Source organism: Desulfuromonas soudanensis, assembly GCF_001278055.1.
GTDB classification, from domain to species: domain Bacteria; phylum Desulfobacterota; class Desulfuromonadia; order Desulfuromonadales; family WTL; genus Deferrimonas; species Deferrimonas soudanensis.
In genome coordinates this window covers 1247318-1272647 of record NZ_CP010802.1, presented here as the reverse complement: position 1 = coordinate 1272647, position 25330 = coordinate 1247318, and the positions used below count along the sequence as shown (strand labels likewise).

Here is a 25330-nt window from a genome sequence, read left to right as displayed (position 1 = left end):
TGGGCTTCCCATGCCATCCCAATCTTGACCGACCGCCCCTTTCGATGTAGAGTGTTCCCCCTCGGCCCGCAGGCCGGAACCGGGAATTTCCCCCAAGCGATCGCCGCAGCAGGTCCCATGCAGCCACTCCTCGACGTACGCAACCTGACGACCTACTTTTTCACCGCCGCCGGCCTGGTCAAGGCGGTTCGCGGGATCGACTTCACCATTTCCGTCGGCAAGACCCTGGCCCTGGTGGGGGAATCGGGGTGCGGAAAGTCGATGACCGCCCTGTCGCTGCTGCGCCTCGTCCCTTCACCGGGGCGGATTGTCGACGGCGAGATCTATTTTGCCGGCGAGGACCTGCTTCACAAGCCCGCCGAAGAGATGCGACGCACCCGCGGCAACCGCATCGCCATGATCTTTCAGGAGCCGATGACCTCCCTCAATCCGGTTTTCCGGGTCGGCGAACAGATCGCCGAGGTCCTGCGCCTGCACAAGGGGCTCCCCCCCAAAGAGGCGCTCGACGCCGCCGCAACTCTGCTGCAACAGGTCGGCATCCCGGCGCCGCAGCAGCGGATTTACGACTATCCCCACCAGCTCTCCGGCGGGATGCGCCAGAGGGTGATGATCGCCATGGCCCTGGCCTGCGACCCGCAGCTCCTTATCGCCGACGAGCCGACCACCGCCCTCGACGTGACCATCCAGGCCCAGATCATCGACCTGCTGACCAGCCTCAAGGCCGAGCGGCAGATGGCGACGCTCCTCATTACCCATGACCTCGGGGTCGTGGCCGAAACCGCCGACCAGGTCGCCGTCATGTACAACGGCCTGATCATGGAATACGCCGACGTCGCAACCATCTTCGCCAATCCCCTCCACCCCTACACCCTCGGCCTCATGAATTGCATCCCCCGCCTCGGCGGCAGCCGCGGGCGCCTGGCGACGATCCCCACCCCGCCGGCAGGCGCCGAGCCGGGGACCTCCTTTCTCGACCTCTGCCCCCATCCCTTTGCCCCGCGCCGGGGAAAGCTGCCGCTGCTCCGTGAAGTGGAGGCAGGGCACCTGGTGCGCTGCTGGGAGGATTGACCATGCCGCTCCCCGTCGCCGACACCGCCGCGCCCCTTCTCGAGGTGCGCAACCTGAGCAAGACCTTCTCCGTCGCCCCGGGCCCCCTCGGCGGACGCCGTCTCACCCTGCGAGCCGTGGACGACGTCTCCTTCACCATCGCCTCCGGAGAGACCCTCGGCCTGGTGGGGGAATCGGGGTGCGGGAAGTCGACCACCGGCCGGCTGCTGCTGCGCCTCCTCGAAGCCGACGGCGGCGAGGTCCTCTTCGACGGCCGCGACGTCCTGCTCCAGGGGAAGAAAGAGGTGCGCGCCGTCCGGCGCGACCTGCAGATGATCTTTCAGGATCCCTACTCCTGCCTCAACCCGCGGATGCGGGTGGGAGAGATCATCGCCGAGCCCCTGCACATTCACCGCCTCGCCCGCGGGGAAGAGGTTCGCATCGAGGTGCTGCGCCTGATGGCCACTGTCGGCCTCTCCGCCGAGCACTACGATCGCTATCCCCACGAATTCTCCGGCGGCCAGCGCCAGCGCATCGGCATCGCCCGGGCCCTGGCGGTCAAGCCGCGCCTGATCGTCGCCGACGAGCCGGTCTCGGCCCTCGACCTCTCCATCCAGGCCCAGGTCATCAACCTGATGCAGGACATCCAGCAGGAATTCGGCCTCACCTACCTCTTTATCGCCCACAACCTCGCCCTCATCGAGCACGTCTGCGACCGGGTGGCGGTGATGTACCTGGGGCGCATCGTCGAACTCTCCCTCGCCGACGCGCTCTACCGGCAGCCGCGCCACCCCTACACGGAAGCCCTCCTCAATTCCATCCCCGTTCCCGACCCGCTCCGGCGCCGCACCGCCCGCCCCCTCGCCGGCGAGGTCCCCTCCCCTCTCTCCCCCCCTTCCGGATGCCACTTTCACCCCCGCTGCCCCTACGCCCGCGAGATCTGCTCCCGCCTGAGCCCTCCCCTGGAGGACAAGGGGCAGGGGCACCTCGCCGCCTGCCACTTCAGCGCCGAAGTCGGCAAATTCCGTAGCGCTCCCTGACTGCTTCCCCTCCTGAACGTTTGATAAACCTGTTGGCCACCAAGGCACCAAGGCACCAAGAAAACCCGGTTAAGGGGTATCATTCCCCCGCGTCATTTTTCACCCTGACCTTCAGAAGTGCACTGCAAGATCTGGTTTCACGCGACGACGCAACGACGCGACGAAAACCTTGGCTTTTGACTTAGACCCTGAAGCGTTGCGTCGTTGCGGCGTCGCGTGAGGCAAAGATTCTGATTTTCAAAGCGTTTTTTCAGGTATGTACCTTGGGGGTTTGCTTCCCTTGGTGTCTTGGTGTCTTGGTGGCCAAATCGATTTTCCCCATATTTCCGTATACATAACTATTTGCCGTTTACGGAATCTCCGGCGAAATTGACCATTGACAGGGGCGTGTCAGGGGTGGCACACTCATTCAAATCTTTGCATATCCTGTATACAAATTTCAGCGGGGAGTCGAAATGGGTCCGATCAAAACGGTCAAGGAACGCTGCCGCAAGTGCTACGCCTGCGTGCGCAACTGCCCGGTCAAGGCGATCCGCGTCAAGGAAGACCACGCCGAGGTCATCTACGAGCGCTGCATCGGCTGCGGCAAGTGCATCCGGGTCTGCTCGCAGCAGGCCAAGGTGATCGCCGACTGCATGGAGGAGACCCGCCGGCTCCTCGCCGGTCCCGATCCGGTGGTGGCGGTCCTCGGCTGCTCCTTCCCGGCCTTTTTCAACGACATCCGCCCGGGACAGCTGGTCACCGGACTCAAACGCCTCGGTTTCGGCGAAATTCATGAAGGGGCCAGCGGCGTCGAGCTCCTGCGGGAGGAATATGCCCGCCTCGCCGCCGCCCCCAACGACCTGCCGCTGATTTCCACCCACTGCCCGACCATCGTCGACCTCATCGAACGCCACTACCCCGAACTGCTGCGCAACCTCATGGGCCTCGTCTCCCCCATGGTCGCCGTCGGCCGTCATATCAAGGGGCGTCACGCCGGGCCGGTGCGGGTGATCTACATCAGCTCCTGCATCGCCGGCAAGTTCGAGATCGAATCGGAAGCGGTGGCCGGAGCCATCGACGTGGTCCTGACCTACCGCGAGCTCAACCGGATGCTCAAGGAGGAGGCCGTCGACATGACCCGCCTCGGCGAAACCCCCTTCGACGGCCTGGCGCCGAAAACGGGGAGGATCTTCCCCGTCGCCGGCGGCCCCTTCCAGGCCTTCGGCATCAGCAACGACTTTTTCAACCCCGAATTCCTCGCCACGGAGGGGGAAGAAAACGCCCTGGAGGTCATCAAGGATCTGGCCGCCGGACGCATCACGCCGCGGCTGGTTGACGTGCGCTTCTGCAGCGGCGGCTGCATCGGCGGCCCCGGCAAGAACAACCGTCTCACCACCTTCTCCAAGCGCAACCTGATCCACCGCTACTACCAGAGCCAGGACATCCCCTACCAGACCGCCCCCCATTACCTCCCCGCCGCTCCCCGCCCCGACCTGCAGCGGCGCTTCATGAACAAGGCCAAGCGCCTCAAGGTGCCGAGCGGCGAGAGCATCCGCCAGATTCTCCAGACGACCAACAAGTTCGTCGAGCGGGATGAACTCAACTGCGGCGCCTGCGGTTATCCCACCTGTCGGGAGCACGCCGTCGCCGTCTACCAGGGACTGGCCGAGGGGGAGATGTGCCTCCCCTTTTCGGTCAAGCGCCTCGAGGAGGACCGCCGCAACATGGCCCAGAAGTACGATCTGGCCCAGCGCGCCCTGGCCCACGAATACGGCGAGACGGCAATCATCGGCCAGGACCTGCGCACCCGCGAAGTTCTCAGCCTGATCCGCCAGGTCGGGCCGACGCCGACCACGGTGCTGATCCGCGGCGAAAGCGGCACCGGCAAGGAACTCACCGCCCGCGCCATCCACGAGCAGAGCCAGCGCTCCGACAAGACCCTGGTGACGGTCAACTGCACCACCCTCACCGACAGCCTCCTCGAGAGCGAACTCTTCGGCCACAAAAAAGGGGCCTTCACCGGCGCCGTCGCCGACAAGAAGGGGCTGTTCGAGGCCGCCAACGGCGGCACCATCTTCCTCGACGAGATCGGCGACATCACCCCCAAGCTGCAGGCCGAACTCCTGCGCGTCCTCGACGGCGGCGAAATCAAACCGGTGGGGGGGACCGTCACCAGCAAGGTCGACGTGCGCCTGATCGCCGCCACCAACAAGAACCTCGAAACGGGGGTCAAGGAAGGGTGGTTCCGCGAGGATCTCTTTTACCGCCTCAACGTCTTCACCATCACCATGCCGCCCCTGCGCAGCCGCATGGAGTCGCTGGGCCCCCTGGTCGACCACTTCCTAGCCCGGGCCAGCAAGCGGATCAACAAGGCGATCCGCGGCATCGACGAACGCGCCATCCACGCCATGCTCCAGTACCCCTGGCCCGGCAACATCCGCGAGCTGCAGAACATCCTCGAACGGGCGGCGGTGCTGAGTCAGGACTTTGTGATCCGCCTGGAAAATCTCCCGGTGATCTTCGCCGAACTGGCGCTGGGCGATCAGGGAGAAAGGGATCCCGGCACGGTCACCTTCCGCAACCAGCGGGAAAAGCACCTCGGACAGGTGGAAAAGGGACTCCTCCGACGCTATCTCCAGGAATCGGGAGGGAACGTCTCCAAGGCGGCACGCACGGCGGGGATCCCCCGCCGCACCTTCTACCGCCTCCTGGCCCGGTACGAAATCAAGGGCTGCGACTTCCAGGGAGAGACCCCCTGATGCGCCAGCTGCGGCACACATCGTCGTCCACCGTTGTGTCAAATCTGGCACGGCAACCCGGAGGCGGTTTTCTGCCGTAATTTCCAGTTAAATGGCCAGACCACTTCCACCCCCTGTGCCAGAATTGGCACGGCGAGAAGGGGATCCTCTTGCCGAAGGTCGATAAAACCCCGTCTTTCTCCCCGTTGCCGCGCCTGTCATTTCTGGCACACCCCTTGCTTTAATCCTCATCAGTCTATGTGGGGATTAAAGCAGTTCCAACCCGACCGGAATCCTGCCCCCTTTACGTCGCCCTGGGACCTCTCTCCCCCCGGGCGGCGTTTTTTTTTCTGTCGCAAATCCCCTGCCGTTTCGCTATTATGATCAGCGTTTTCTACCGGGCTCCCCCTTGCCCCCTCCCCCGGCGCCATCTCCTGCAAACGGACCAAAGGACGACCATGGCCACCCGCCCGACAGAAAGGCTCGGCGTCACCACCCTGGAGGACATCAGCGCCCTCATCCTCCAGTCCCACGACCTCGACGACACCCTGAAAAACATCGTCACCCTGGTCGCCAAACGGATGCGAACCGAGGTCTGCTCCATCTATCTCCTCGACGAGGATGACTGCACCCTGCGCCTGCGGGCCAGCAAGGGTCTCTCCCGCCGGGCGATCGGCAAGGTCACGCTGCAGATCGGCGAGGGTCTCACCGGCATGGCGGCCCAGGAGCGCCACGCGGTGACGATCCAGGAACCCCAGAGCCACCCCCGCTACCGCTACTTCAAGGAAACGGGGGAGGAACGTTTCCACTCCTTTCTCGGCATCCCTCTCTTCGACCGCAAGCACCCCCTGGGGGTCATCGTCCTGCAGACCAAGGAGACGCGCCTCTTCAGCCCGGCCGAAATCAGCGCCCTGTCGACCATCGCCTTCCAGATCTCCTCCATCGTCATCAACGCCCGCCTCCTCGACTCGATCCGCCTCAAGGAGGAGGAGAGCAGCCGCTTCGCCCGCGAACTCGAACACACCCGCAAATCGCTCCTGAGCAGGGAAACGGCCCTGCAGGACTCGGGGGAAACGGCTCTGCGGGGGACGGTCGCCTATCCCGGCGTCGTCTCGGGCCCGGCTCACCTCCTGGACGAGCGCCTCGGCTTTTCCGACATCCTCGACGAGGAGCACGTCGAGGTGGAGAGGGAAATGCAGCGCCTCGAGGGGGCCCTGGAGAAGACCCGCATCCAGACGATCTTCCTGGAAAAACGGGTCGCCGAGCGCCTCTCCCAGGACGACGCCTCGATCTTTCACACCCATCTGATGATCCTCGAGGACCGCGGTTTCCTCGACAAGGTGCGCCGGGAAATCTCCGGCGGCCACAGCGCTCCCTACGCCCTGAAGAAGGTGGTCGACGACTACATCGAGGCCTTCGCCCGCATGGAGGACCCCTACCTGCGAGAGCGGGCGGCGGACATGGAAGACATCGGCCGCCGCCTCCTCGCCAACCTCGTCGGCCAGGGGGAGCACCTGCTGCACCTCAAGACCCCGGGGATCCTCGTCGCCCGGGAACTCCTCCCTTCGGAGATGGCCTCCCTCGACCACGAGCAGATCCTCGGCATCGTCACCGAAGCCGGAGAGAAAAACTCCCACGCCGTGATCATGGCCAAGGCGATGGGCATCCCGGCTCTCGTCGGGGTCAAGGGGGTCTTCAAACGGCTCGCCCCCGATGCGCCCCTGATCCTCGACGCCAACTCGGGGTGCCTGTACATCAATCCGCCGCCGACCGTGGTGGAAGAATACCGCCGGCTCGAGGCCGACTGCGACCGCGAACTGAGCCGCCTCGAGGAATTCCGCGACACCGTCGCCGCCACCAGCGACGGCGAACGGGTGGTGCTGCGGGCCAACATCGGCCTGGTCTCCGACGTGGCGGTGGCTCTGCGCAACGGCGCTGAAGGGGTCGGCCTCTACCGCACCGAATTCCCCTACATGGCCCGCGGCAGCTTCCCCGACCGCGACGACCAGTACCAGCTCTACCGCAAGGTCATCGAAGGATTTGCCGGCCAACCGGTCACGATCCGCACCCTCGACATCGGCGGCGACAAGGTCCTCCCCTACTTCACCCCCCCCCGGGAGGACAACCCGTTCATGGGGTGGCGTTCGGTGCGGGTTTCCCTCGACAACCGCGACATCTTCCGCACGCAGCTCGAAGCGATTCTCATGGCCGGGGTCCACGGCCCGGTCAAGCTCCTTTTCCCCATGATCTCCGGACTCGAGGAGGTGCGGGCCTGCAAGCTGGTGCTGGCCGAAGCCCGCGCCAACCTGGCCAGGGAGGGGATCGCCGCCGCCGAAAGGCTCCCCCTCGGGGTGATGATCGAGGTTCCGGCGGCGGTGCAGATGGCCCCGCAACTGGCCCGGGAAGTCGACTTCTTCGCCCTGGGGACCAACGACCTGATTCAGTACATGCTGGCCGCCGACCGCAACAACCCCCTGGTCAACAAATACTACGACCCCCTCCATCCGGCCATCCTCCGGGTCCTCCACGAGGTCGCCGAGGTCGCCAACCGCGAGGGGAAGGGGTTGTGCCTCTGCGGCGAGATGGGCTCCGACCCCATCAACTTCCTGGTTCTGCTCGGGATGGGGATTCGCGAATTTTCCATGCCCGCCCCCTTCATCCCCCGCACCAAGGCGCTCCTGGCCCGTCTGCCGCTCAAGGTCGCCCGCAAGGCGGCCCGCGAGGCGCTGACCCTGGTCGACAGCATCAGCATCCGCGCCCACCTCGCCAAGGTCCTCTCCTCCCTCGACAGGGATCTCTGAATCGGCAGGCCGACCTCCCCCCTCGACGCGGCTCCCGGTCTCTTGCCGGGAGCCGTTTTCATTCCCTTTGCTCCTCCTTCCGGAAGCAAGGGACCCTCAGGTAATTTCCCGTTGACTTCTGTCCCTTCCCGGGCGTAATGTCCTAACTTGTCCAGCCCTGGACACATATGACAGAAGAGGTAAAAATGAACCTTTCTGTGAAGGATGCCGCCCGGCTCCTCTCCGTTTCGGAAAAAACGATCTACCGCTGGATCAAGCAGGACCTGATTCCTGCCTACAAGGTTCACGAGAGCTATCGCTTCACCCGCGCCGAGCTCCTCGACTGGGCCTCCTCGCGCCGCATGGGTGTTTCGCCGGAGGCCTTCGCCGAACCGGAAACCGATGCCCTGCCCCTCCCCGACCTGACGACCGCCATGGAGGCCGGAGGGGTCTTCTACCGTATCGAGGGGCGGAGTCGCGACGAGGTGCTGGCCGACGTCGTGGCGCACCTGCGCCTCCCCGACGAGGTCGACCGAGACTCTCTGCAAAAAGCCCTCATCGCCCGGGAGAACCTCGCCTCGACGGGGGTCGGCGAGGGGATCGCCCTCCCGCACCCGCGCAGCCCGTACCTCCTCCACGTCACCCGGCCGACCGTCACTCTCTGCTTCCTCGAAAATCCCGTCGATTTCCGGTCTCTGGACGGCCTTCCGGTCCAGATCCTTTTCACCCTCATCGCCCCCACCCAGCGAACCCATCTCCACCTCCTCTCCCTCCTCGGCTTTCTCCTTAAAAACCAGGATTTCCGGAGGGTTCTCACCGAACAGGGGAGCCGCGAGGAGATTTTTGCCGCCCTGATGCGGGCGGAAGAGTTTCAGAAGCAATAACGACCGTCGCCCCGGTCGCAGGAGTCGCGCAGGATGCCCTATTCGCCGTACAGAGAAAAATCCAGCTTTCACCGGGAGCACCCCTGGGTCGTCGTCTTCGGCACGCTCCTGTCTTCGGTGGCCGGATATGTCAACGCCGTCCTGCTCGGGATCTACCATGTGCCGGTCAGTCACATGAGCGGCGCCGTGTCGCGCCTGGCCATCGATCTGTCCACCGCCAACCGCCCCGATTTCCGCGGCGCCTCGGCGATCTTCGCCGGCTTCCTCTGCGGCGCCATCCTCAGCGGCCTGATCATCGGCGCCACCCAGGTCCGACCCGGCCGCCGCTACGGGATCACCATGATGATCGAGGGGGCGATCCTCTGCACCGCGACCCTCCTCCTCCTCGGCCAGAACCGCCTCGGTATCCCCCTGGCGGCCATGGCCTGCGGTCTGCAGAACGCCATGGCCAGCAGTTTTTACGGCCTGATCATCCGCACCACCCATGCGACGGGGATGGTCACCGACATCGGCGTCCTCCTCGGCCAGTTTCTCCGCTATCGACGGATCGAAGTCTGGAAGCTGGCCCTGTTGACCCTCCTTCTCAGCGGCTTTTTCACCGGCGGCGTCCTCGGCGCCCTGGCCTACCTCCGCATCGGCATCCCCTCCCTCTTCCTTGCCGCCGCCGGCTGCGGCACCGCGGGACTGGGCTACTACCTCTGGCGCCGGCGCCATCTCAACGATTTCGTCATCGACCGTTGGGGCGTCCCCGCCCCGGAGGATATGTGATGGGCCTCCTCCTCCTTTCCCTGGCTCTTCTGACCGGAAGCGCAGTGCTGGCCCTCCTGAGCTCGGCCCGGCCGCGCCTGGCGACCGGTTTCGGCCTGGGCGGAGCCGCGGCGGGGGTCCTGGCGGGGAGTCTGCCAGCACTCTTCTGCCTCAGCGGAGGAACATCCCTTTTCTACAGCGCCGCCTGGTCCGTTCCCGGGGGGCACTTCGCACTGCAGCTCGACTCCCTGGCCGCCTTTTTTCTCCTGCCGATTGCCCTCCTCGGCCTTCTCTGCGCCCTCTACGCCGCCGGCTATCTGCGGGGGCACCCTAAGCCCCGTGCGCTGGGAGCGCACTGGTTTTTCTTCAATCTCCTGCTGGCCGCCATGATCCTGGTGGTCACGGCCGCCAACGCCCTCCTCTTTCTGGCGGCCTGGGAAGTGATGACCATCGCCTCCTTTTTTCTCGTCGCCTTCGAGCACCACCTCGCCGAGGTCCGCAGGGCCGCCTGGCTCTACCTGGTCATGGCCCACCTCGGTCTGATGCTCCTTCTGGCTCTCTTTGCCGTCTGCGGGGTGCGGTGCGGCGGTTTCGACTTCGCCGACTTTTCGCGGCTCAGGGGACTCCCTGTGGCCGAGGCCACCCTCCTTTTTGCCGTCGCCGCCGCCGGATTCGGCGTCAAGGCCGGCCTCTTCCCCCTCCATGTCTGGCTCCCGGATGCCCACCCGGCGGCCCCGAGCCACGTCTCGGCATTGATGTCCGGGGTTCTGGTGAAGACCGGCATCTACGGCATCCTGCGCTTTTACACCCTCCTCCCTTCGGTTTCCGGGACGGCGGGGATCGTCCTGATGGCCCTGGGCGGAACCGGCGCCCTCTTCGGCATCACCCTGGCCTGTTTTCAAAGCGACATCAAACGGGCCCTGGCCTACTCCACCGTGGAAAACATCGGCATCATCTTCGTCGGCCTCGGCCTCGGCCTCTACGCCTCCGCCAACGGCCAGCCGGCCCTGGCGGTCCTCGGTTTTGGCGGCGGGCTGCTGCACATCTGGAATCACTCCCTCTTCAAGGGGCTGATGTTCCTCGGCGCCGGCAGCGTTCTTCACGCCACCAAAACCCGGGACATGGACCGGCTCGGCGGTCTCCTCCAGCGCATGCCCTGGACCGGAGGACTCCTTATCGGCGGCAGCCTGGCGATCGCGGCCCTCCCCCCCTTCAACGGGCTGATCAGCGAATACCTGATCTATCTCGGCCTGCTGCAGGCGGGGACTTCGACCGGCGGCTTTGCCGGACTCCTGCCGCTGCTGATGGTCGGACTCCTCGGCCTCACCGGGGCCCTGGCCGTCGTCGCCTTCACCCGCCTGACGGGAATCACCCTTCTCGGCCAGCCCCGCACCGCCGCCGCCGAAGCCGCCCACGAATCGTCGCCGCTGATGCTTGCTCCGATGGTCCTGCTCCTGTCCGTCTCCCTTGCCATCGGCCTGTTCCCCCTCTTTGCCGTCGATCTCCTTTCTCCCGCCCTGGCCCAGCTCCTCCCCGCGGGCACGACGGGGATCCCGGCAATCCTTGCTCCCCTGGCGCCCCTCGGCCGCTGGGGGCTCCTCCTCTGCCTTTTCTTCGGCCTGATGGCGTTGCTCCTGGCGATCTTGCGGCGCCTTCGCCCGGAAGCCCAGGGCGCCACCTGGGGGTGCGGCTTTCCCTTCCCTACCCCGCGCATGGCCTACACCGGCGAGGCCTTCGCCGAACTGACCCAGAACCACCTCCTGCCGGCGGCGCTGCGCCCCGAGGTGACGGCCGAACGACCGGCCGGCCTCTTTCCCGCCGTTTCCCGCCTGGCCCAGAGGGCCCTCGACCCGGTGCTGATCAAAATCTTTTTCCCCGCCGTCGAAGGGATCGCCCGACGGAGCCAGCGCCTGCGCTGGCTGCAGCAGGGGAAATCCCAGGTCTATCTCTTCTACATCTTCCTGACCTGCGCGGTCCTGATGGTGTGGAGCGTTCTGGAAGGGAGGAGTTGAGATGGCCATCGGCCTCTTCATGACCGGAGTGCTGCTGATGCTCGGTTCCGGTTTTCCCGGACTCCTGATGCCTCGGGAATCCGAGGGGGGAGAGAGAATCTTCGTCGCCCTGATTCTCCTCGGCAGCCTCTGCGGGGTCGTCGGCACCCTCTTGAGCCTGGCGCCGGACGGCAACGCCGCCCTGAACCTCCCCTGGCCCCTCCCCGGCGCCGCCTTTTCCCTGGCCATCGACCCCTTAAGCGCCGTCTTCCTCTTCCCCCTCTTTCTCGTCGCTCCCCTCGGCGCCATCTACGGCCTCGGCTACTGGCCGCAGCGGGACCATCCGAACAACGGTCGCCAGCTCCGTCTCTTCTACGGGGTGATTGGCGCGGCGATGGTTCTGCTCCTGACCGCCCGCAACGGTCTCCTCTTTCTCTTCGCCTGGGAAGCGATGGCTCTCTCCGGCTTTTTCCTCATCACCACCGAGGACAACCGGAGCGACGCCCGCCGCGCCGGCCTCATCTATCTGGCGGCCACCCACACCGGCACCCTGGCTCTCATCGCCCTCTTTGCCCTCCTCGAGGGGATCTGCGGCTCCTTTACCTTTCCCCCGGCGGCGAGCCTGGCCGCAGGAGGAGCGGGGAGCGCAATTTTCTTCCTCGGCCTCTTCGGTTTCGGCATGAAGGCGGGGCTGATGCCGCTGCATATCTGGCTCCCCGGCGCCCACGCCGCGGCCCCCAGCCATGCCTCGGCCCTCCTCTCCGGGGTGATGATCAAAACGGGAATCTACGGCCTGGTGCGCCTGACCTCCTTCTACGCCGCCATTCCGCCGAGCTGGGGGATCATCGTCCTTGCCCTCGGGGCGATATCCGGGATTCTCGGCGTCGCTCTGGCCATAGCCCAGCACGACATCAAGCGCCTGCTGGCCTACCACAGCGTCGAGAACATCGGCATCATCACCCTCGGCCTCGGGATAGCGCTCATCGGCCGCAGCTCCCAACAGCCGATGCTCGTCCTCCTGGGGATCTCCGGAGCCCTCCTGCACACCGTCAACCACGGCCTCTTCAAGTCCCTCCTCTTTTACGGCGCCGGAGCGGTGATTCACGCCACCGGCAGCCGCCAGATCGACGGGATGGGGGGGCTGCTCCGCCGCATGAAGTGGACCGGGATCTGTTTTCTCGGCGGCGCCGTGGCCATCTGCGGCCTCCCCCCCTTCAACGGCTTCGTCAGCGAATGGCTGATCTACCAGGGAGCCCTGCATTCCCTGCCGGGGAGCGTTTCGGCCAGCCAACTGGCTCTGCTGGCCGCCCCGGCCCTGGCGCTCATCGGCGGCCTGGCGCTGGCCTGCTTCGTCAAGGTCTTCGGCCTCGTCTTTCTCGGCGAACCGCGCCAGGAAGCGGCCGCCAGGGCGCACCCGGCGCCGGCGAGCATGCGCCTGCCGATGCTCGTCCTGCTCCTCGCCTGCGCCTGGATCGGCCTCTCCCCCTGGACCGTCGCCCCTCTGCTGCAACGGGCCGCCACCGTATGGTCTCCTTCCCTGGCACCCCTGACCCTCGCCGCGCCACTGGCCCATCTGCCGATGATCGGCGCCCTGGCCTGGTCCCTGCTGCTGCTCATCGCCGTCGCCGGGTTCTGGATCGCAAGGCGCAGCCGCAAGGCGCCGCGGGATGCCTCCACCTGGGGGTGCGGTTATCTGGCGCCGACGCCGCGCATGCAATACAGCGCCTCCTCCTTCGGCGATTTGATCGTCGGCCTCTTCCGCGTCGGACTCCTGACCGAACGCCACGGCGAACCGGTGGCCGGCCCCTTCCCGAAGCCGAGCACTTTTTCCAGCCACACGCCGGATGCGGTCCTCGACCGGGCCCTCCTTCCGGCCGCCGGGGGGATCGCCTGGCTGAGCAACCGCCTGCGCCGTTTCATCCAGAACGGGCACACCTCCTTCTATCTTCTGTACGTCGCCCTGACCCTGATCGTTCTGTTCGCCCTGATCCCCTGATGCCGAGGAGACTTCCATGATCGCCGGATTTTTGCTTCACCTCTGCCTGCTCCTCCTCTTCGCACCGCTGCTGCAGGGGGTGATTACCAGAACCAAGGCCCTCTTCGCCGGCCGGATCGGAGCGCCGCTGCTGCAGCCCTACTTCGACCTGCGGCGCCTCTGGGGGAAGGGGTTTGTCCTGAGCCGCACCACGACCTGGGTCTTTCTGGCCGGGCCGGCCGTCGCTCTCACCGTCCCCGTGCTGGCCTCGCTCCTCCTCCCCTTCGGGGGTCTGCCGGCGCCGATCTCCTTCGAAGGGGACCTGATCCTTTTCGTCTATCTCTTCGGCCTCGGTCGCTTCTTCACCGCCCTGGCGGCCCTCGATACCGGATCGAGCTTCGAGGGGATGGGAGCCGCCCGGGAAGTGACCTTCTCCTGCCTGGCCGAACCGACCATCCTTTTTTCCCTCATCGTCCTGGCCCGCATTTCCGGGGGGCTCTCCCTCAATTCCCTCTTCGGTCCCCACCTGGCCGGGGCGTGGGGCACCGGCGCCGCCGCCCCCCTCGGACTGATCCTCGTCTGCCTCTTTGTCGTCCTGCTGGTGGAGAATTCCCGCATCCCCTTCGACGACCCCAACACCCACCTCGAGCTGACGATGATCCATGAAGTCATGGTCCTCGACCACAGCGGCCCGGCCCTGGGGATGATCCTCTACGGAGCCTCCCTCAAGCTCATGGTTCTCGGCGCTCTTCTCGTGCGCCTGGCCTTCCCCTGGCAGACCGGCCACATCCTCGGCGACGTCCTGGTCTTTCTCGGCGGGCTCCTCGTCCTGGCGATCCTGATCGGCGTCGTCGAGTCGACGATGGCCCGGCTGCGCCTGGTGCGCGTTCCGCAGATCCTCATCGGCACCGTCCTGATTTCTATTTTCGCCCTGGTTCTGGTGCTGCGTTCAACCTGACCCCCTTAGGAGAGGTCCCGATGCATAGTCTCAGCAATTTCTGCCTGCTCCTGGTCGTGCTCCTCAACTTCTTCACCCTCGGCAGCGCCCGCCTCGGCGCCTGCATCCGGGCGGTGGCGATTCAGGGGGGACTGCTGGCCCTGCTGCCGATCCTCTCCCACGGCATCACCGGCCACACCCTCCTCCTCTCCGGCGGCGCCCTCCTCCTCAAAGGGCTCTTCATCCCCTGGCTCCTCCTGCGGGCCATCCGCGAGGTCCGTATCCGCCGCGAGGTCGAGCCGCTGATCGGCTACGTTCCGACCCTCCTCCTCGGGGCGCTGATCACCGCCGGCACCTTCATCTTCGCCGATTTCCTCCCCCTGCTGGCCCAGCACCAGGACGGACTCTTCATCCCCACGGCCCTGGCCACCTTTTTCAGCGGCTTTCTCCTCCTCATGACCCGGCGCAAGGCGATCACCCAGGTTCTCGGCTACCTGATGCTGGAAAACGGAATTTTCATCTTCGGCATCCTCCTCTCCGACGCCATGCCCCTCATGGTCGAAGCCGGCGTCCTTCTCGATCTCCTCGTCGGCGTCTTCGTCATGGGGATCGTGATGAACCAGATCAACCGCGAATTCTCCACCATCAATACCGAACGCCTTTCGGCCCTCAAGGATTAAGCCATGCTAGCCGCATTGATTCTCTTTCCGCTTTTTTTCGCCGCCCTGGCCTTCCTCCTCCCCTGGTACCAGGGACGCTCCTGGATGCTGCCGCTGGCCGGGACTCTCCATCTGCTCCTCGCCTCCTTCCTCGTCGTCGGACAGTCTCCGGTGGCGGCTCCCGGCGCCTGGATCGGCCTCGATTCCCTGTCGAAGATCGTCCTTCTGGCGACCAGCCTCCTCTTTTGCAGCTGCGCCTTTTACGCCGTGGACTATCTGAAACTCCACCGCGCCCGCGGCAACAAGGTCATGGCCCCCTGCCTGCTGATCTTCTTGTCGGCCATGACCCTGGCCGTGGTCGCCCGTCATCTCGGGGTGTTGTGGATGGCAGTGGAAACCACCACCCTCGCCAGTGCCCCCCTCATCTACTACAACCGCAACCGCCTCTCCATCGAGGCGACCTGGAAATACCTGCTCATCTGCTCGGTGGGGATCGCCCTGGCCATGTTCGGCATCCTCTTCATCGCCTATTCGGCCCTCGGAGGCGCCGGACCGGCCACCCTGCAGTTCGACAGACTGCTGGCGGCCGCACCGAGTCTGGCCTCCCCCTGGCTGCACGCCGGCTTCGTTTTTCTGCTGGTCGGCTTCGGCACCAAGATGGGGCTCGCTCCGCTGCATACATGGAAGCCCGATGCCTACGGCGAGGCTCCGGCGGTGGTCGGCGCCCTCCTGGCCGGGGGCCTGACCAGCGTCGCCTTCCTGGCCATTGTCCGCGGCGTTCAACTGATGGGAGCCGCCGGCGACCTGACCATGGCCCGCCACGCCCTCCTCGGCATGGGACTCCTCTCCCTCCTTCTGGCGGCCGTCTTCATGGTCCGACAGCCCGACATCAAACGGATGCTGGCCTATTCCAGCGTCGAGCACATGGGGATTCTCGCCATCGGCGTCGGCATCGGCGGACTCGCCACCTACGGCGCCCTCCTCCACCTGGTCAACAACGCCCTGACCAAGGGATGCCTCTTTCTCTCCGCCGGCAACATCCAGCGGGCCTTTGCCAGCAAGAACCTCTCCGAGGTCCGCGGCGCCATCGCCGCCGTCCCGGTTTCGGGGACCCTCTTTCTCGTCGGGTTTCTCGCCATTACCGGCTCCCCCCCCTTCGGCCTCTTCATGAGCGAGTTCACCATTTTGCGCGGGATTTTCTCCGGCGGGCATACGGCCGTCGGCGTGGCCTTTCTCTCCCTCCTGGCGATGATCTTCATCGGCATGGGCGCCACGGTCCTGGCGGCGACCCAGGGGGAGACAACGGAGAAGAAAGTGCTCTTCAAGGACCGCTTTCTCCTCGTCGCCCCCCCCCTGGTCCTGATCCTGGTCGTGTTGCTCCTCGGCCTCTACATCCCCGAGCCCCTGCGCGCACTGCTTCAAAATGCCGCCAACCTGCTGGAGGGCAAATCATGAGCGATTCGACAGGGAAAATCGTCTCCCTGAAAAACGGGGACTCTCTCCCCCTGGAGACCCTGCCTCTCCTTTCCTACGGGGAGTTTGGCGACCGGCTGCTGGAGACATGCTCCAACCTGGGGCGGGTCTCCGCCTACTTCGCCTACCCGGCAGGCGATGATGAACTCGACCTTTTGGCGGTGCTGGCGCGGGACTGGCAGGGGGACCTGGTGCTCCTGCGCACCCGCATCGGCAACACCTACCCCTCGCTGACGCCCCGCTGTCCCCAGCTTGGCCTCTTCGAACGGGAAATCGCCGAGGAGTTCGGGGCCGTCCCCACCGGCCACCCCTGGTTCAAGCCGCTGCGTTTTCACCGGGTACAGCCGGGGCGCCTGGATGCCTGGGGACGCGACCCGCTGCGGCATCCGGTTCCCGGGGAGATGCCCTTTTACCAGGTGGAGGGAGAAGAGATCCACGAGGTCGCCGTCGGACCGGTTCATGCCGGAATCATCGAACCGGGGCACTTCCGCTTCCAGTGCCACGGCGAAAAGGTGCTGCACCTCGAGATCTCCCGCGGCTACCAGCACCGCGGCATCGAGCAGCTCCTCACCGGCGGCCCGCACGGCGCCACGATCCATCAGCTCGAAGCGGCGGCCGGCGACACCACCATCGGCCATGCCAGCGCCTACTGCCAGGCCCTCGAATCGCTCTCCGGCGTTCCGGCGTCCCCCCGGGGCGCCGCCCTGCGCGCCATTGCCCTGGAGCTGGAAAGACTGGCCAACCACGTCGGCGACCTCGGCGCCCTGGCCGGAGACATCGGCTACCTCCCCACCGCCAGTTTCTGCGGGCGGATTCGCGGCGACTATCTGAACCTCACCGCCGAAATCTGCGGCAGCCGCTTCGGTCGCGGCCTGGTGCGCCCCGGCGGCGTCGCCTTCGATGTCGACCCCTTGCTGGCGGCGGCAATGCTGCAGCGCCTTGCGGCGATGGAGAAGGACACCCGGGGAGCGATCGAGCTCTTCTTCGATTCGCCGTCGGTCCTGGCCCGGATCGAAGGGACGGGGATCGTGACGCCCGAGGTCGCCGAGGAACTCGGCATGGTCGGGATGGCCGCCCGCGCCTCGGGGCTCACCATCGACAGCCGTCTTCACCATCCCCTCGGCAACCGGGAGGGCTCCTTCGCCCCGGTGGTCATCGAAGAGGACGGGGACGTCTGCGCCCGGGCCAAAATCCGGAGGCGCGAGATCTACGACTCGCTGGAAATGGTCAGGAAAGGGCTGCGCAACCTGCCGCCGGGCCCGATCCGGTGCGCCCTGCCGGCCCTGGCCCCCCGGAGTCTGACGGTATCGCTGGTGGAAGGATGGCGCGGCGAAGTCGTTCATGTGGCCCTCACCGACGGGCGGGGGGCCCTGTCCCGCTACAAGGTGGTCGACCCCTCCTTCCGCAACTGGGGGGGGCTGGCGATGGCCCTGCGCGGCGAGCAGATCTCCGACTTTCCTCTGTGCAACAAGAGTTTCAACCTCTCCTACTGCGGATTCGACCTGTAAGGAGCACACCGTTTATGCTGAAAGTCATTTGCGAACGCCTGCGCCAGGGACACCGCACGGCCAAATACCCCCGACAGGACCCCGTCTTGCCCGAGCGCTTCCGCGGCCTCCCCCGTCTGGAGCCGGGAGGCTGTCCCCAGGACTGCCGGGAGTGCCTCTCCTCCTGCCCCTACGGCGCCTTGCAGGTGGACGGGGGACGTCTCCGTCTCGACATGGGGCGCTGCATCTTCTGCGGCGACTGCAGCGCCGCCTGCCCCCACGAAGCACTCACTTTCAGTCGCGACCACCGCCTGGCCTCCCGCACCCGGGAGGGGCTGCTGACCGACGGGGACGTCTTCGCCCTGGCCGGTCCCCTCGACAGGAGGATGAAAAAGCTCTTCGGCCGCTCCTTGAAGCTGCGCCAGGTCAGCGCCGGCGGCTGCAACGCCTGCGAGGCCGACCTCAATGTCCTCGGCACCCTGACCTACGACCTCGGGCGTTTCGGCATCCAGTTCGTCGCCTCGCCGCGCCACGCCGACGGCATCCTGGTCACCGGGCCGGTGGCCGAGAACATGAAGGGCGCCCTTCTCGAGACCTACGCGGCGATCCCCGAGCCGAAGCTGGTGATCGCCTCCGGCGCCTGCGCCATCGGCGGCGGCCCCTATCGCGACAGTCCGGAAGTCAACAACGGCCTCGGCGACCTCCTCCCCGTCGACCTCTACATCCCCGGCTGCCCACCCCACCCCTACACCGTCCTCGACGGACTGCTGCGCATGCTGGGCCGCCTCTGACGGCTCGGGCGAGCGAGCGAGGCTGAAAAATTCCGGATTCAACCTTCCTGCGGCAAGACAAAAAATGGCCAACCTCGTTTTCGAGGTTGGCCATTCCCGTTTCTGATAAGTGCTGCGTTCTCCGACCCTTGAAAACGGGCCTTTCAAGAAGCCAGGGGCGCCGCAATGCGAGGAGGGTGGCACATCACGGAGACTGTTGTAGAGTTAATAGCGGAAAATCTTACGGCAGAGCCTTTCGGGTGAGGACGGAGTCCGATTTCATTTTCGCCCCCCCGCGGTCGAGGCCAACTCAAAGGAGATGAGGATGAAAATACTGATGGTTCTGACGTCGCACGATCGCCTCGGCGAGACCGGAAAAAAGACCGGCTTCTGGCTGGAAGAGTTCGCGGCGCCCTATTACGTGTTCAAGGACGCCGGCGCCGCGATCACCCTCGCCTCCCCCAGGGGAGGAGAGCCGCCGCTCGACCCGAAGAGCGACGAGCCGGAGTTTCAGACCGCCGCCACCGCTCGTTTCAAGGCCGATCCTGCGAGCCGGGCGGCTCTGGCCGGGACGGTGAAGCTCTCCGACATCAGGGCGGACGACTACGACGCGGTCTTCTACCCCGGGGGGCACGGACCCTTGTGGGACCTTGCCGAGGATCCGGACTCCATTGCCCTGATCGAGAAAATGTATGCCCAGGGCAAGCCGGTGGCCGCCGTCTGTCACGCTCCCGGAGTTTTTCGTCACGCCAAGGCGGCGAACGGCTCCCCCCTGGTGCAGGGAAAATCGGTCACCGGATTTTCCAACTCGGAGGAAGCCGCGGTGGGCTTGACAGATGTCGTACCGTTTCTGGTGGAAGAGGAACTCAAGAGCCGGGGAGGAAAATATTCCAGTGGTCCTGACTGGCAGTCCTATTCCCTTCAGGACGGCAACCTGCTCACCGGGCAGAATCCCGCCTCCTCAGTGGCGGCGGCCAAAGCCTTGCTGGAAAAACTCCGCCCCGGCGACCGAAAGAGCGGAGAGACCCCATGAGCAAACTCTTCTCCCCCCTGACACTGGGAGGGATCACCTTTCGCAACCGGGTCTTTGTCTCCCCCATGTGCCAGTATTCGAGCCGGGACGGTTTGCCCACGGACTGGCATCTCGTCCATCTCGGCAGCCGCGCCGTCGGCGGCGCCGGGCTGGTCATGGTCGAGGCCACCGCGGTCAGCCCGGAGGGGCGCATCAGTCCCGGCGACAGCGGCCTCTGGAGCGACCGCCATGCCGAGGCCTTTGTTCCCATAACCCGCTTCCTAAGGGAGCAGGGCGCCGTAGCGGGGATCCAGCTCGCCCATGCCGGTCGCAAGGGGTCCTGTTCCCCTCCCTGGCTCGGCGGCGCCCCCCTGGGGAAGGAGGGAGGGAGCTGGCAGACCCTTGCCCCGAGCGCCGTCCCTTTTGCCGTCGGCCATCCCCTCCCCCAGTCCCTGACCCTCGACGGGATGGAGCGAATCGAAGGGGAATTCCGTGCCGCAACCGGCCGGGCCCATGCCGCCGGTTTCCAGGTCCTCGAAATCCACATGGCCCACGGCTATTTGCTGCATGAGTTTCTCTCCCCCCTGGCCAATCGCCGGGAGGACAGTTATGGCGGCTCCCTCGAGAATCGCCTCCGGTTCCCCTTGCGGGTGGCCCGGGCCGTGCGGGAGGAGTGGCCGAGGGAGCTCCCGCTTTTTGTGAGGATTTCGGCGACCGACTGGGCGCCGGACGGCTGGGACATGGATCAGTCCGTCCTTCTGGCACGGCAACTCAAGGCGCTCGGCGTCGACCTCATCGACTGCTCCTCCGGAGCGGTGGTCCCCCAGGAGTCGATTCCCGCCGGTCCCGGCTTCCAGGTCCCCTTTGCGGCGAGAATCCGCGCCGAAACCGGCCTAGCCACCGGCGCCGTCGGCTTCATTCTCGAGCCGGCCCAGGCCGAGCAGATCGTCGCCACCGGCCAGGCCGACGTCGTCCTTCTTGCGCGCCAGTTGCTGCGCGACCCCTACTGGCCGCTCCATGCCGCCAGGGCGCTTGAGGAGGAGGCACCCTGGCCGAACCAGTACCTGCGGGCCAGATAGGGAGGAGTTTGCCACGCGCCTGATTTGCCTATCCGCGCGAAATAGGATATATTGGCGGCCATAACTGATTGTTCCATGGGCCCGAAAGGAGACTATTTTATGAAATGTCCTTTGTGTAAGAGCAGAGATCATGTGGAAATTGACCTTCATGCCGAAGGATTCTCCCAGGATGCCCGTGAATGCGGAGTCTGCGGCGGAATCTGGACCTTCTCCGGTGAGGTTATGAAAATCATCAAGGGACGGGTTCAGAAACGACAGAAAGTCTCCACAGATTTCGTTTGTCCCACCTGTCAATGCATGGTCAGCTATGAAACAGAGCTGGAAGCCTTCCAGTTCCACGAGGCCCTTTACGAATGCACGGTCTGCGGAACCGTCTGTTCCGTAGCCCATGACAAGGTGGAGATCGTCAAAGATTCACAAAAAGGCTCCTTCCTCGACTCCACCGGCGACCTGGTGGAATCGGACGATTACAACACCATGTAAGACTCCAGATTAACTCACAGAATAACAAAAGGCATCCCCGAGGGGATGCCTTTTGTCGTTCCAATGGCCTCAGGGACCGATGCTGCTTTAAAAAAATTGCCGCCTATTTGAGTGCCCGGATCTTTTTCAGACTCTCCTCGAGAATCTTAAGTTTTTCCCGGGCATCGGCGAGCTTGCCGCGATCTTTTTCGAGGACCTCGGGAGGCGCCTTGGCGACAAAGGCCTCGTTGCCGAGCTTCTTTGTGAACATCGCCACGTCCTTTTCGACCTTGGCGATCTCCTTCTCCAGTCGCTTCTCTTCTTCTGCGACGTCGATCAACCCGGCCAGCGGCAGGAGGATCTCCACATCGCCGGCCACCTGGGTGGCGGCCTCTTCGGGGCGGTCGACGCCGACGCCGCAGCGCAGCTCGCCGACCTTGGCCAGGGCCCGCACGTAGCGCTCGCCGCTCTGCAGGATGGCCAGGGACCCCTCGCTGCGGCAGTCGAGCACGGCGGCAATCTGCCGGGCGGGGGAGACGTCCATCTCGCCGCGGATGTTGCGGATGGCGCGAATCACCTCCATGATCAGCTCCATCTGCTGCGCCCCCTCGGCCGCTCCGGCAAGGGCCGAGACGGCGGGGTAGTCGGCCTGCATGATCGAAGCACAGGGGCGCGTTCCGGGGAGAGCCTGCCAGATCTCTTCGGTGATAAAGGGCATGATCGGGTGGAGAAGGCGCAAGAGCTGTTCGAGAACGGTGTAGAGAACGGCCCTGGCCCGCGCCCCGACGGCGGGGTCGTCGCCGTAGAGATCGTTTTTGGAGAGTTCGATGTACCAGTCGCAGAACTCGTGCCAGGTGAAGGTGTAGAGGACGGAGGCGGCGTCGTTGAACCGGTACTCCTCGAGGGCGCCCTTCACCCCGGCAATCGCCTCGTCGAGGCGGTTGAGAATCCAGCGGTCGGCCAGGGAGAGATCGAGGCGCCGGAGGTCGATCCCGGCCGGATCGAACCCTTCCAGGTTCATCATGGCGAAGCGGCTGGCGTTCCAGAGCTTGTTGGCAAAATTGCGATAGCCGGCGATGCGCTCGGTGGAGAGGCGGATGTCGCGCCCCTGGGCGGCGAAGGCGGCGAGGGTGAAGCGAAAGGCGTCGGTGCCGAATTCCTCGATGACGGTGAGGGGATCGATGACGTTCCCCTTGCTCTTGCTCATCTTCTGCCCCTGGGCGTCGCGCACCAGGGCGTGGATGTAGACTTCCTTGAAGGGGACCTCGTCCATGAACTTGAGCCCCATCATCATCATCCGCGCCACCCAGAAAAAGAGGATGTCGAAACCGGTCACCAGGCAGGAGGTCGGATAGAACTTCTTCAGCGTCACCGTGTCGTCGGGCCAGCCCATGGTCGAAAAGGGCCAGAGAGCCGAGGAAAACCAGGTGTCGAGAACGTCGGTCTCCTGGCGCAACGCCTCGCTGCCGCAGTGGGCGCATTCGGTGGCGTCCTCCCGCGAAACGGTGATCTCGCCGCAGGCGTCGCAGTACCAGGCGGGGATACGATGCCCCCACCAGATCTGCCGGCTGATGCACCAGTCGCGGATGTTGTACATCCACTCGTAGTAGGTCTTCTCCCACTGGGCGGGGACGATGCGGGTGCGACCGGTCTCCACCGCCTTGATCGCCTCGGCGGCCATCGGCTTGACGTTGACGTACCACTGCAGGCTCATGTACGGCTCGATCACCGTCCTGCAGCGGTAACATTCGCCGACGGCGTTGCCGTGCTCCTCGATCTTCTCGAGAAGACCCCGGGCTTCGAGGTCGGCCACCACCGCCTTGCGGGCGGCGTAACGCTCGAGGCCGACGTAGGGACCGCCGTTTTCGTTGATGTTTCCCGAGGGGTCGAGGACGTTGATGAACTCGAGGTTGTGGCGTTTGCCGATTTCGAAGTCGTTGAAGTCGTGGGCCGGGGTGATCTTGACCACGCCGGTCCCGAAGGCCCGGTCGACATATTCGTCGGCGATAATGGGGATTTCCCGGTCGAGGAGGGGGAGGATGACGCTCTTGCCGATGAGATCGCTGTAGCGCTCGTCTTCGGGGTGGACGGCCACGGCGCTGTCGCCGAGCATCGTTTCCGGACGGGTGGTGGCGACGGTGAGGAAACGGTCGCTCCCCTTGACCGGATAGCGCAGGTGCCAGAGGTGACCCTTCTTCTCCTCGTGCTCGACCTCGAGGTCGGAGAGGGCGGTGTGGCAGCGGGGACACCAGTTGATGAGCCGGTTGTCGCGGTAGATCAGCCCCTCCTCGTAGAGACGGACGAAGACTTCGCGCACCGCCTTGGAGAGACCCTCGTCCATGGTGAAGCGCTCCCGCTCCCAGTCGCAGGAGGCGCCGAGACGCTTGAGCTGGTTGATGATCTGCCCCCCGGAATCGCTGCGCCACTGCCAGACCCGTTCGACGAAGGCGTCGCGCCCCAGATGGTGGCGATCCTTCCCTTCGGCGGCGAGCTGCTTTTCGACGACGTTCTGGGTGGCGATCCCGGCATGGTCGGTGCCGGGCATCCACAGGACCTCATGACCGGTCATGCGCTTGTAGCGGACCAGGATGTCCTGCAGGGTGTTGTTGAGGGCATGCCCCATGTGCAGAACGCCGGTGACGTTCGGCGGCGGAATGACGATCGAGTAATGGGGTTTTGAAGAATTCTCGTCGGCGTGAAAATAGCCGGCCTCCTCCCAAACCCCATACCACTTGGCTTCCACCTCTTGAGACTCATACCCCGTGGAGAGTTTCACTTCCATCTGTGTCGATCCTTCCCGTAAGATCCCATGCCGGCCGCCGCTTCTCTGCGGAGGGCGGAAAAAGGGAAATGGGGATTATTGCAATCCCCATTTCCCCATAATTTTTCGCCTATGCTGTCCGGTGTGCGCGGCCGGAGTCGGCCGTAAAGAAGGCTATCCCTGGACGTCCGACCTGATCCGCCGCAATTCGTCCTTGATCAGGTTTTCCGCCAGATCGGGGACCACTTCCCAGGCCACCTGCTGGAGGATCGACTCGGCCAGGCGCTTGATGACCGTGCCGGCGATCCTTTCGATAATGCGCGAGAGCTCCTCTTCGCTCATCTCCCGAACCTGCCGTTCCACGGCCGCCTCCGGGGGGACCGAAGCGGCGGGGGGGACGCTTGCCACCGGCGGTGCCGGGGCCGGCCTCGGAGGGGTGACGACTTCCGGTGCGGCTTCTGCGCCGAAATCGGCAGCACCGCCCCATTCGGGCTCCTCGTCGCCGAAGACAAATTCCTCTTCGGCGGCCCGGGTCACTTTCTGCTCGGAAACGGGCGCGCCGCCGAGAGCGGCGGGGGTCCCGAGAAGCTCTTCTTCCTCATCAAAAATAAAGTCGGTGTCTGTTGTCTCCAGATCTTCGACTTCCAGAATGTCGTTATCGCCGAGAGCGAGGACTTCATCCTCTTCGTCCCATTCGGCGGCCGGAGCGGGGGCAGATGGAGCCACATCGGCAAAGGAGAAGGTCTCTTCCTCCTCTTCAAAAACGAAGGATTCCTCCTCCTCGACGGCGTCCTTTCCGGCAACGGGTTCGCTAGGGGCAGCCCAGAGATCCTCCGACGCCGAAGGAGGGACGGAGCCCTCCTGGGAAGGAAGATCCTCCTCGCCGAAGGAAACGCTCCCCCAGGGGTCCTCTTCGGCGGCGGCCGCCGCATCTGCAGCGGGTTCGAATCCCGTGGCCCACTCCACATCCGTTTCCAGGTCCTCGGCGGGGGCCGCGGCGACCTCTTCGAAGGAAAATTCCTCCGGTTCGGCAAAATCGTCCCAGACCTCCTCTTCGACTTCGGCCGCAGGAGCCGCGGGAGGGACGGACGCACTCGGAGAAACGACTGCAGCAGCCGCCGGCGCAACGGTTGCCGCCAGCAATTTCTCCACCCGGTCGATGAGTCCCTGGGACTCGAAGGGTTTGGAAATCCAGTCGGTGGCTCCGGCCTGACGGGCCTTCCCTTCGTCGAAGGGCTCGAAAGTACCGGTCAGCAACAGGACCGGGACATGGCTGAGACCCGGATCCTGGCGGATCGCCGCGCAGAGTTCATAACCGTTTTTCCCCGGCATGAAAACATCGGCGAGAATCAGATCCGGCCGCAAGATACGGGCCTTTTCCAGAGCGGCGTCGCCGTTATCCACCACGGTCAGTTCATAGTCTTCGTTGGCAAAGGTGATGCCAATCACTTTCTGGATCGTAATACTGTCGTCGGCCAACAACAGTTTTTTGCTCATTCAAGCCTC

The 25330-nt window shown here is 65.1% G+C and carries 18 protein-coding genes; 16 read left to right on the top strand and 2 right to left on the bottom strand.

All coding sequences use genetic code 11. The annotated features are described in order from the left end of the window. Positions 1-117 precede the first annotated feature (117 nt). From DSOUD_RS05620 to DSOUD_RS05545, 16 genes are all read left to right on the top strand, one after another. The gene (locus DSOUD_RS05620) at positions 118-1068 is read left to right on the top strand and encodes an ABC transporter ATP-binding protein (protein ID WP_053550082.1); all 951 of its coding nucleotides are present in this window, start codon (positions 118-120) and stop codon (positions 1066-1068) included. A gap of 2 nt (positions 1069-1070) precedes the next feature. After that, complete coding sequence (locus DSOUD_RS05615) at positions 1071-2087, top strand: ABC transporter ATP-binding protein (protein WP_096335425.1); 1017 nt, start codon at positions 1071-1073, stop codon at positions 2085-2087. A gap of 455 nt (positions 2088-2542) precedes the next feature. Beyond that, complete coding sequence (locus DSOUD_RS05610) at positions 2543-4828, top strand: sigma 54-interacting transcriptional regulator (protein ID WP_053550080.1); 2286 nt, start codon at positions 2543-2545, stop codon at positions 4826-4828. Between the two features lie 437 nt (positions 4829-5265). Further along, positions 5266-7608 (top strand): phosphoenolpyruvate--protein phosphotransferase, encoded by a 2343-nt coding sequence (gene ptsP, locus DSOUD_RS05605; RefSeq protein WP_053550079.1) that lies wholly within the window; start codon positions 5266-5268, stop codon positions 7606-7608. A 185-nt stretch (positions 7609-7793) separates the two neighbouring features. Then, positions 7794-8471: a PTS sugar transporter subunit IIA gene (locus tag DSOUD_RS05600; protein WP_053550078.1), complete on the top strand. Its 678-nt coding sequence runs from the start codon at positions 7794-7796 to the stop codon at positions 8469-8471. 33 nt (positions 8472-8504) lie between these two features. After that, positions 8505-9239, top strand: coding sequence for a YoaK family protein (locus DSOUD_RS05595; RefSeq protein ID WP_053550077.1), 735 nt, complete (start codon positions 8505-8507; stop codon positions 9237-9239). Beyond that, a complete protein-coding gene (locus tag DSOUD_RS05590; protein WP_053550076.1) occupies positions 9239-11230 on the top strand; it encodes a proton-conducting transporter transmembrane domain-containing protein in 1992 nt (663 codons plus the stop codon). The genes DSOUD_RS05595 and DSOUD_RS05590 overlap by 1 nt, the downstream gene beginning before the upstream one ends. 1 nt (position 11231) lies before the next feature. Continuing rightward, the gene (locus DSOUD_RS05585; RefSeq protein ID WP_053550075.1) at positions 11232-13205 is read left to right on the top strand and encodes a proton-conducting transporter transmembrane domain-containing protein; all 1974 of its coding nucleotides are present in this window, start codon (positions 11232-11234) and stop codon (positions 13203-13205) included. 19 nt (positions 13206-13224) lie between these two features. After that, positions 13225-14142, top strand: a complete 918-nt coding sequence (locus DSOUD_RS05580) for a respiratory chain complex I subunit 1 family protein (RefSeq protein WP_198300397.1) — start codon at positions 13225-13227, stop codon at positions 14140-14142. 20 nt (positions 14143-14162) lie between these two features. After that, complete coding sequence (locus tag DSOUD_RS05575) at positions 14163-14801, top strand: NADH-quinone oxidoreductase subunit K (protein WP_053550073.1); 639 nt, start codon at positions 14163-14165, stop codon at positions 14799-14801. A gap of 3 nt (positions 14802-14804) precedes the next feature. Next, positions 14805-16235 (top strand): proton-conducting transporter transmembrane domain-containing protein, encoded by a 1431-nt coding sequence (locus DSOUD_RS05570; protein ID WP_053550072.1) that lies wholly within the window; start codon positions 14805-14807, stop codon positions 16233-16235. Then, on the top strand, positions 16232-17761 hold the full coding sequence (locus DSOUD_RS05565) for a hydrogenase large subunit (RefSeq protein WP_053550071.1): 1530 nt from the start codon (positions 16232-16234) through the stop codon (positions 17759-17761). Before DSOUD_RS05570 ends, DSOUD_RS05565 begins: the two co-directional genes overlap by 4 nt. A gap of 14 nt (positions 17762-17775) precedes the next feature. Continuing rightward, positions 17776-18531 carry an NADH-quinone oxidoreductase subunit B family protein gene (locus tag DSOUD_RS05560; RefSeq protein WP_053550070.1) on the top strand — a complete coding sequence of 252 codons (756 nt, stop codon included), beginning with the start codon at positions 17776-17778 and terminating at the stop codon, positions 18529-18531. Between the two features lie 304 nt (positions 18532-18835). Next, positions 18836-19543: a type 1 glutamine amidotransferase domain-containing protein gene (locus DSOUD_RS05555; RefSeq protein WP_053550069.1), complete on the top strand. Its 708-nt coding sequence runs from the start codon at positions 18836-18838 to the stop codon at positions 19541-19543. Next, on the top strand, positions 19540-20601 hold the full coding sequence (locus DSOUD_RS05550) for an NADH:flavin oxidoreductase/NADH oxidase (RefSeq protein WP_053550068.1): 1062 nt from the start codon (positions 19540-19542) through the stop codon (positions 20599-20601). The genes DSOUD_RS05555 and DSOUD_RS05550 overlap by 4 nt, the downstream gene beginning before the upstream one ends. A 132-nt stretch (positions 20602-20733) precedes the next feature. After that, a complete protein-coding gene (locus DSOUD_RS05545) occupies positions 20734-21084 on the top strand; it encodes a hypothetical protein (RefSeq protein WP_198300371.1) in 351 nt (116 codons plus the stop codon). A gap of 103 nt (positions 21085-21187) precedes the next feature. On the opposite strand, the gene DSOUD_RS05540 is transcribed toward DSOUD_RS05545, so the two are convergent. Next, complete coding sequence (locus DSOUD_RS05540) at positions 21188-23845, bottom strand: valine--tRNA ligase (protein ID WP_053550066.1); 2658 nt, start codon at positions 23843-23845, stop codon at positions 21188-21190. A 153-nt stretch (positions 23846-23998) separates the two neighbouring features. Next, complete coding sequence (locus DSOUD_RS05535) at positions 23999-25321, bottom strand: response regulator (RefSeq protein WP_053550065.1); 1323 nt, start codon at positions 25319-25321, stop codon at positions 23999-24001. Positions 25322-25330 lie beyond the last annotated feature (9 nt).

Coding starts and splice junctions, on each gene's coding strand:
- DSOUD_RS05620 (WP_053550082.1), top strand. CDS start 118: ATGCAGCCACTCCTCGACGTACGCAACCTGACGACCTACTTTTTCACC.
- DSOUD_RS05615 (WP_096335425.1), top strand. CDS start 1,071: ATGCCGCTCCCCGTCGCCGACACCGCCGCGCCCCTTCTCGAGGTGCGC.
- DSOUD_RS05610 (WP_053550080.1), top strand. CDS start 2,543: ATGGGTCCGATCAAAACGGTCAAGGAACGCTGCCGCAAGTGCTACGCC.
- ptsP (WP_053550079.1), top strand. CDS start 5,266: ATGGCCACCCGCCCGACAGAAAGGCTCGGCGTCACCACCCTGGAGGAC.
- DSOUD_RS05600 (WP_053550078.1), top strand. CDS start 7,794: ATGAACCTTTCTGTGAAGGATGCCGCCCGGCTCCTCTCCGTTTCGGAA.
- DSOUD_RS05595 (WP_053550077.1), top strand. CDS start 8,505: ATGCCCTATTCGCCGTACAGAGAAAAATCCAGCTTTCACCGGGAGCAC.
- DSOUD_RS05590 (WP_053550076.1), top strand. CDS start 9,239: ATGGGCCTCCTCCTCCTTTCCCTGGCTCTTCTGACCGGAAGCGCAGTG.
- DSOUD_RS05585 (WP_053550075.1), top strand. CDS start 11,232: ATGGCCATCGGCCTCTTCATGACCGGAGTGCTGCTGATGCTCGGTTCC.
- DSOUD_RS05575 (WP_053550073.1), top strand. CDS start 14,163: ATGCATAGTCTCAGCAATTTCTGCCTGCTCCTGGTCGTGCTCCTCAAC.
- DSOUD_RS05570 (WP_053550072.1), top strand. CDS start 14,805: ATGCTAGCCGCATTGATTCTCTTTCCGCTTTTTTTCGCCGCCCTGGCC.
- DSOUD_RS05565 (WP_053550071.1), top strand. CDS start 16,232: ATGAGCGATTCGACAGGGAAAATCGTCTCCCTGAAAAACGGGGACTCT.
- DSOUD_RS05560 (WP_053550070.1), top strand. CDS start 17,776: ATGCTGAAAGTCATTTGCGAACGCCTGCGCCAGGGACACCGCACGGCC.
- DSOUD_RS05555 (WP_053550069.1), top strand. CDS start 18,836: ATGAAAATACTGATGGTTCTGACGTCGCACGATCGCCTCGGCGAGACC.
- DSOUD_RS05550 (WP_053550068.1), top strand. CDS start 19,540: ATGAGCAAACTCTTCTCCCCCCTGACACTGGGAGGGATCACCTTTCGC.
- DSOUD_RS05540 (WP_053550066.1), bottom strand. CDS start 23,845: ATGGAAGTGAAACTCTCCACGGGGTATGAGTCTCAAGAGGTGGAAGCC.
- DSOUD_RS05535 (WP_053550065.1), bottom strand. CDS start 25,321: ATGAGCAAAAAACTGTTGTTGGCCGACGACAGTATTACGATCCAGAAA.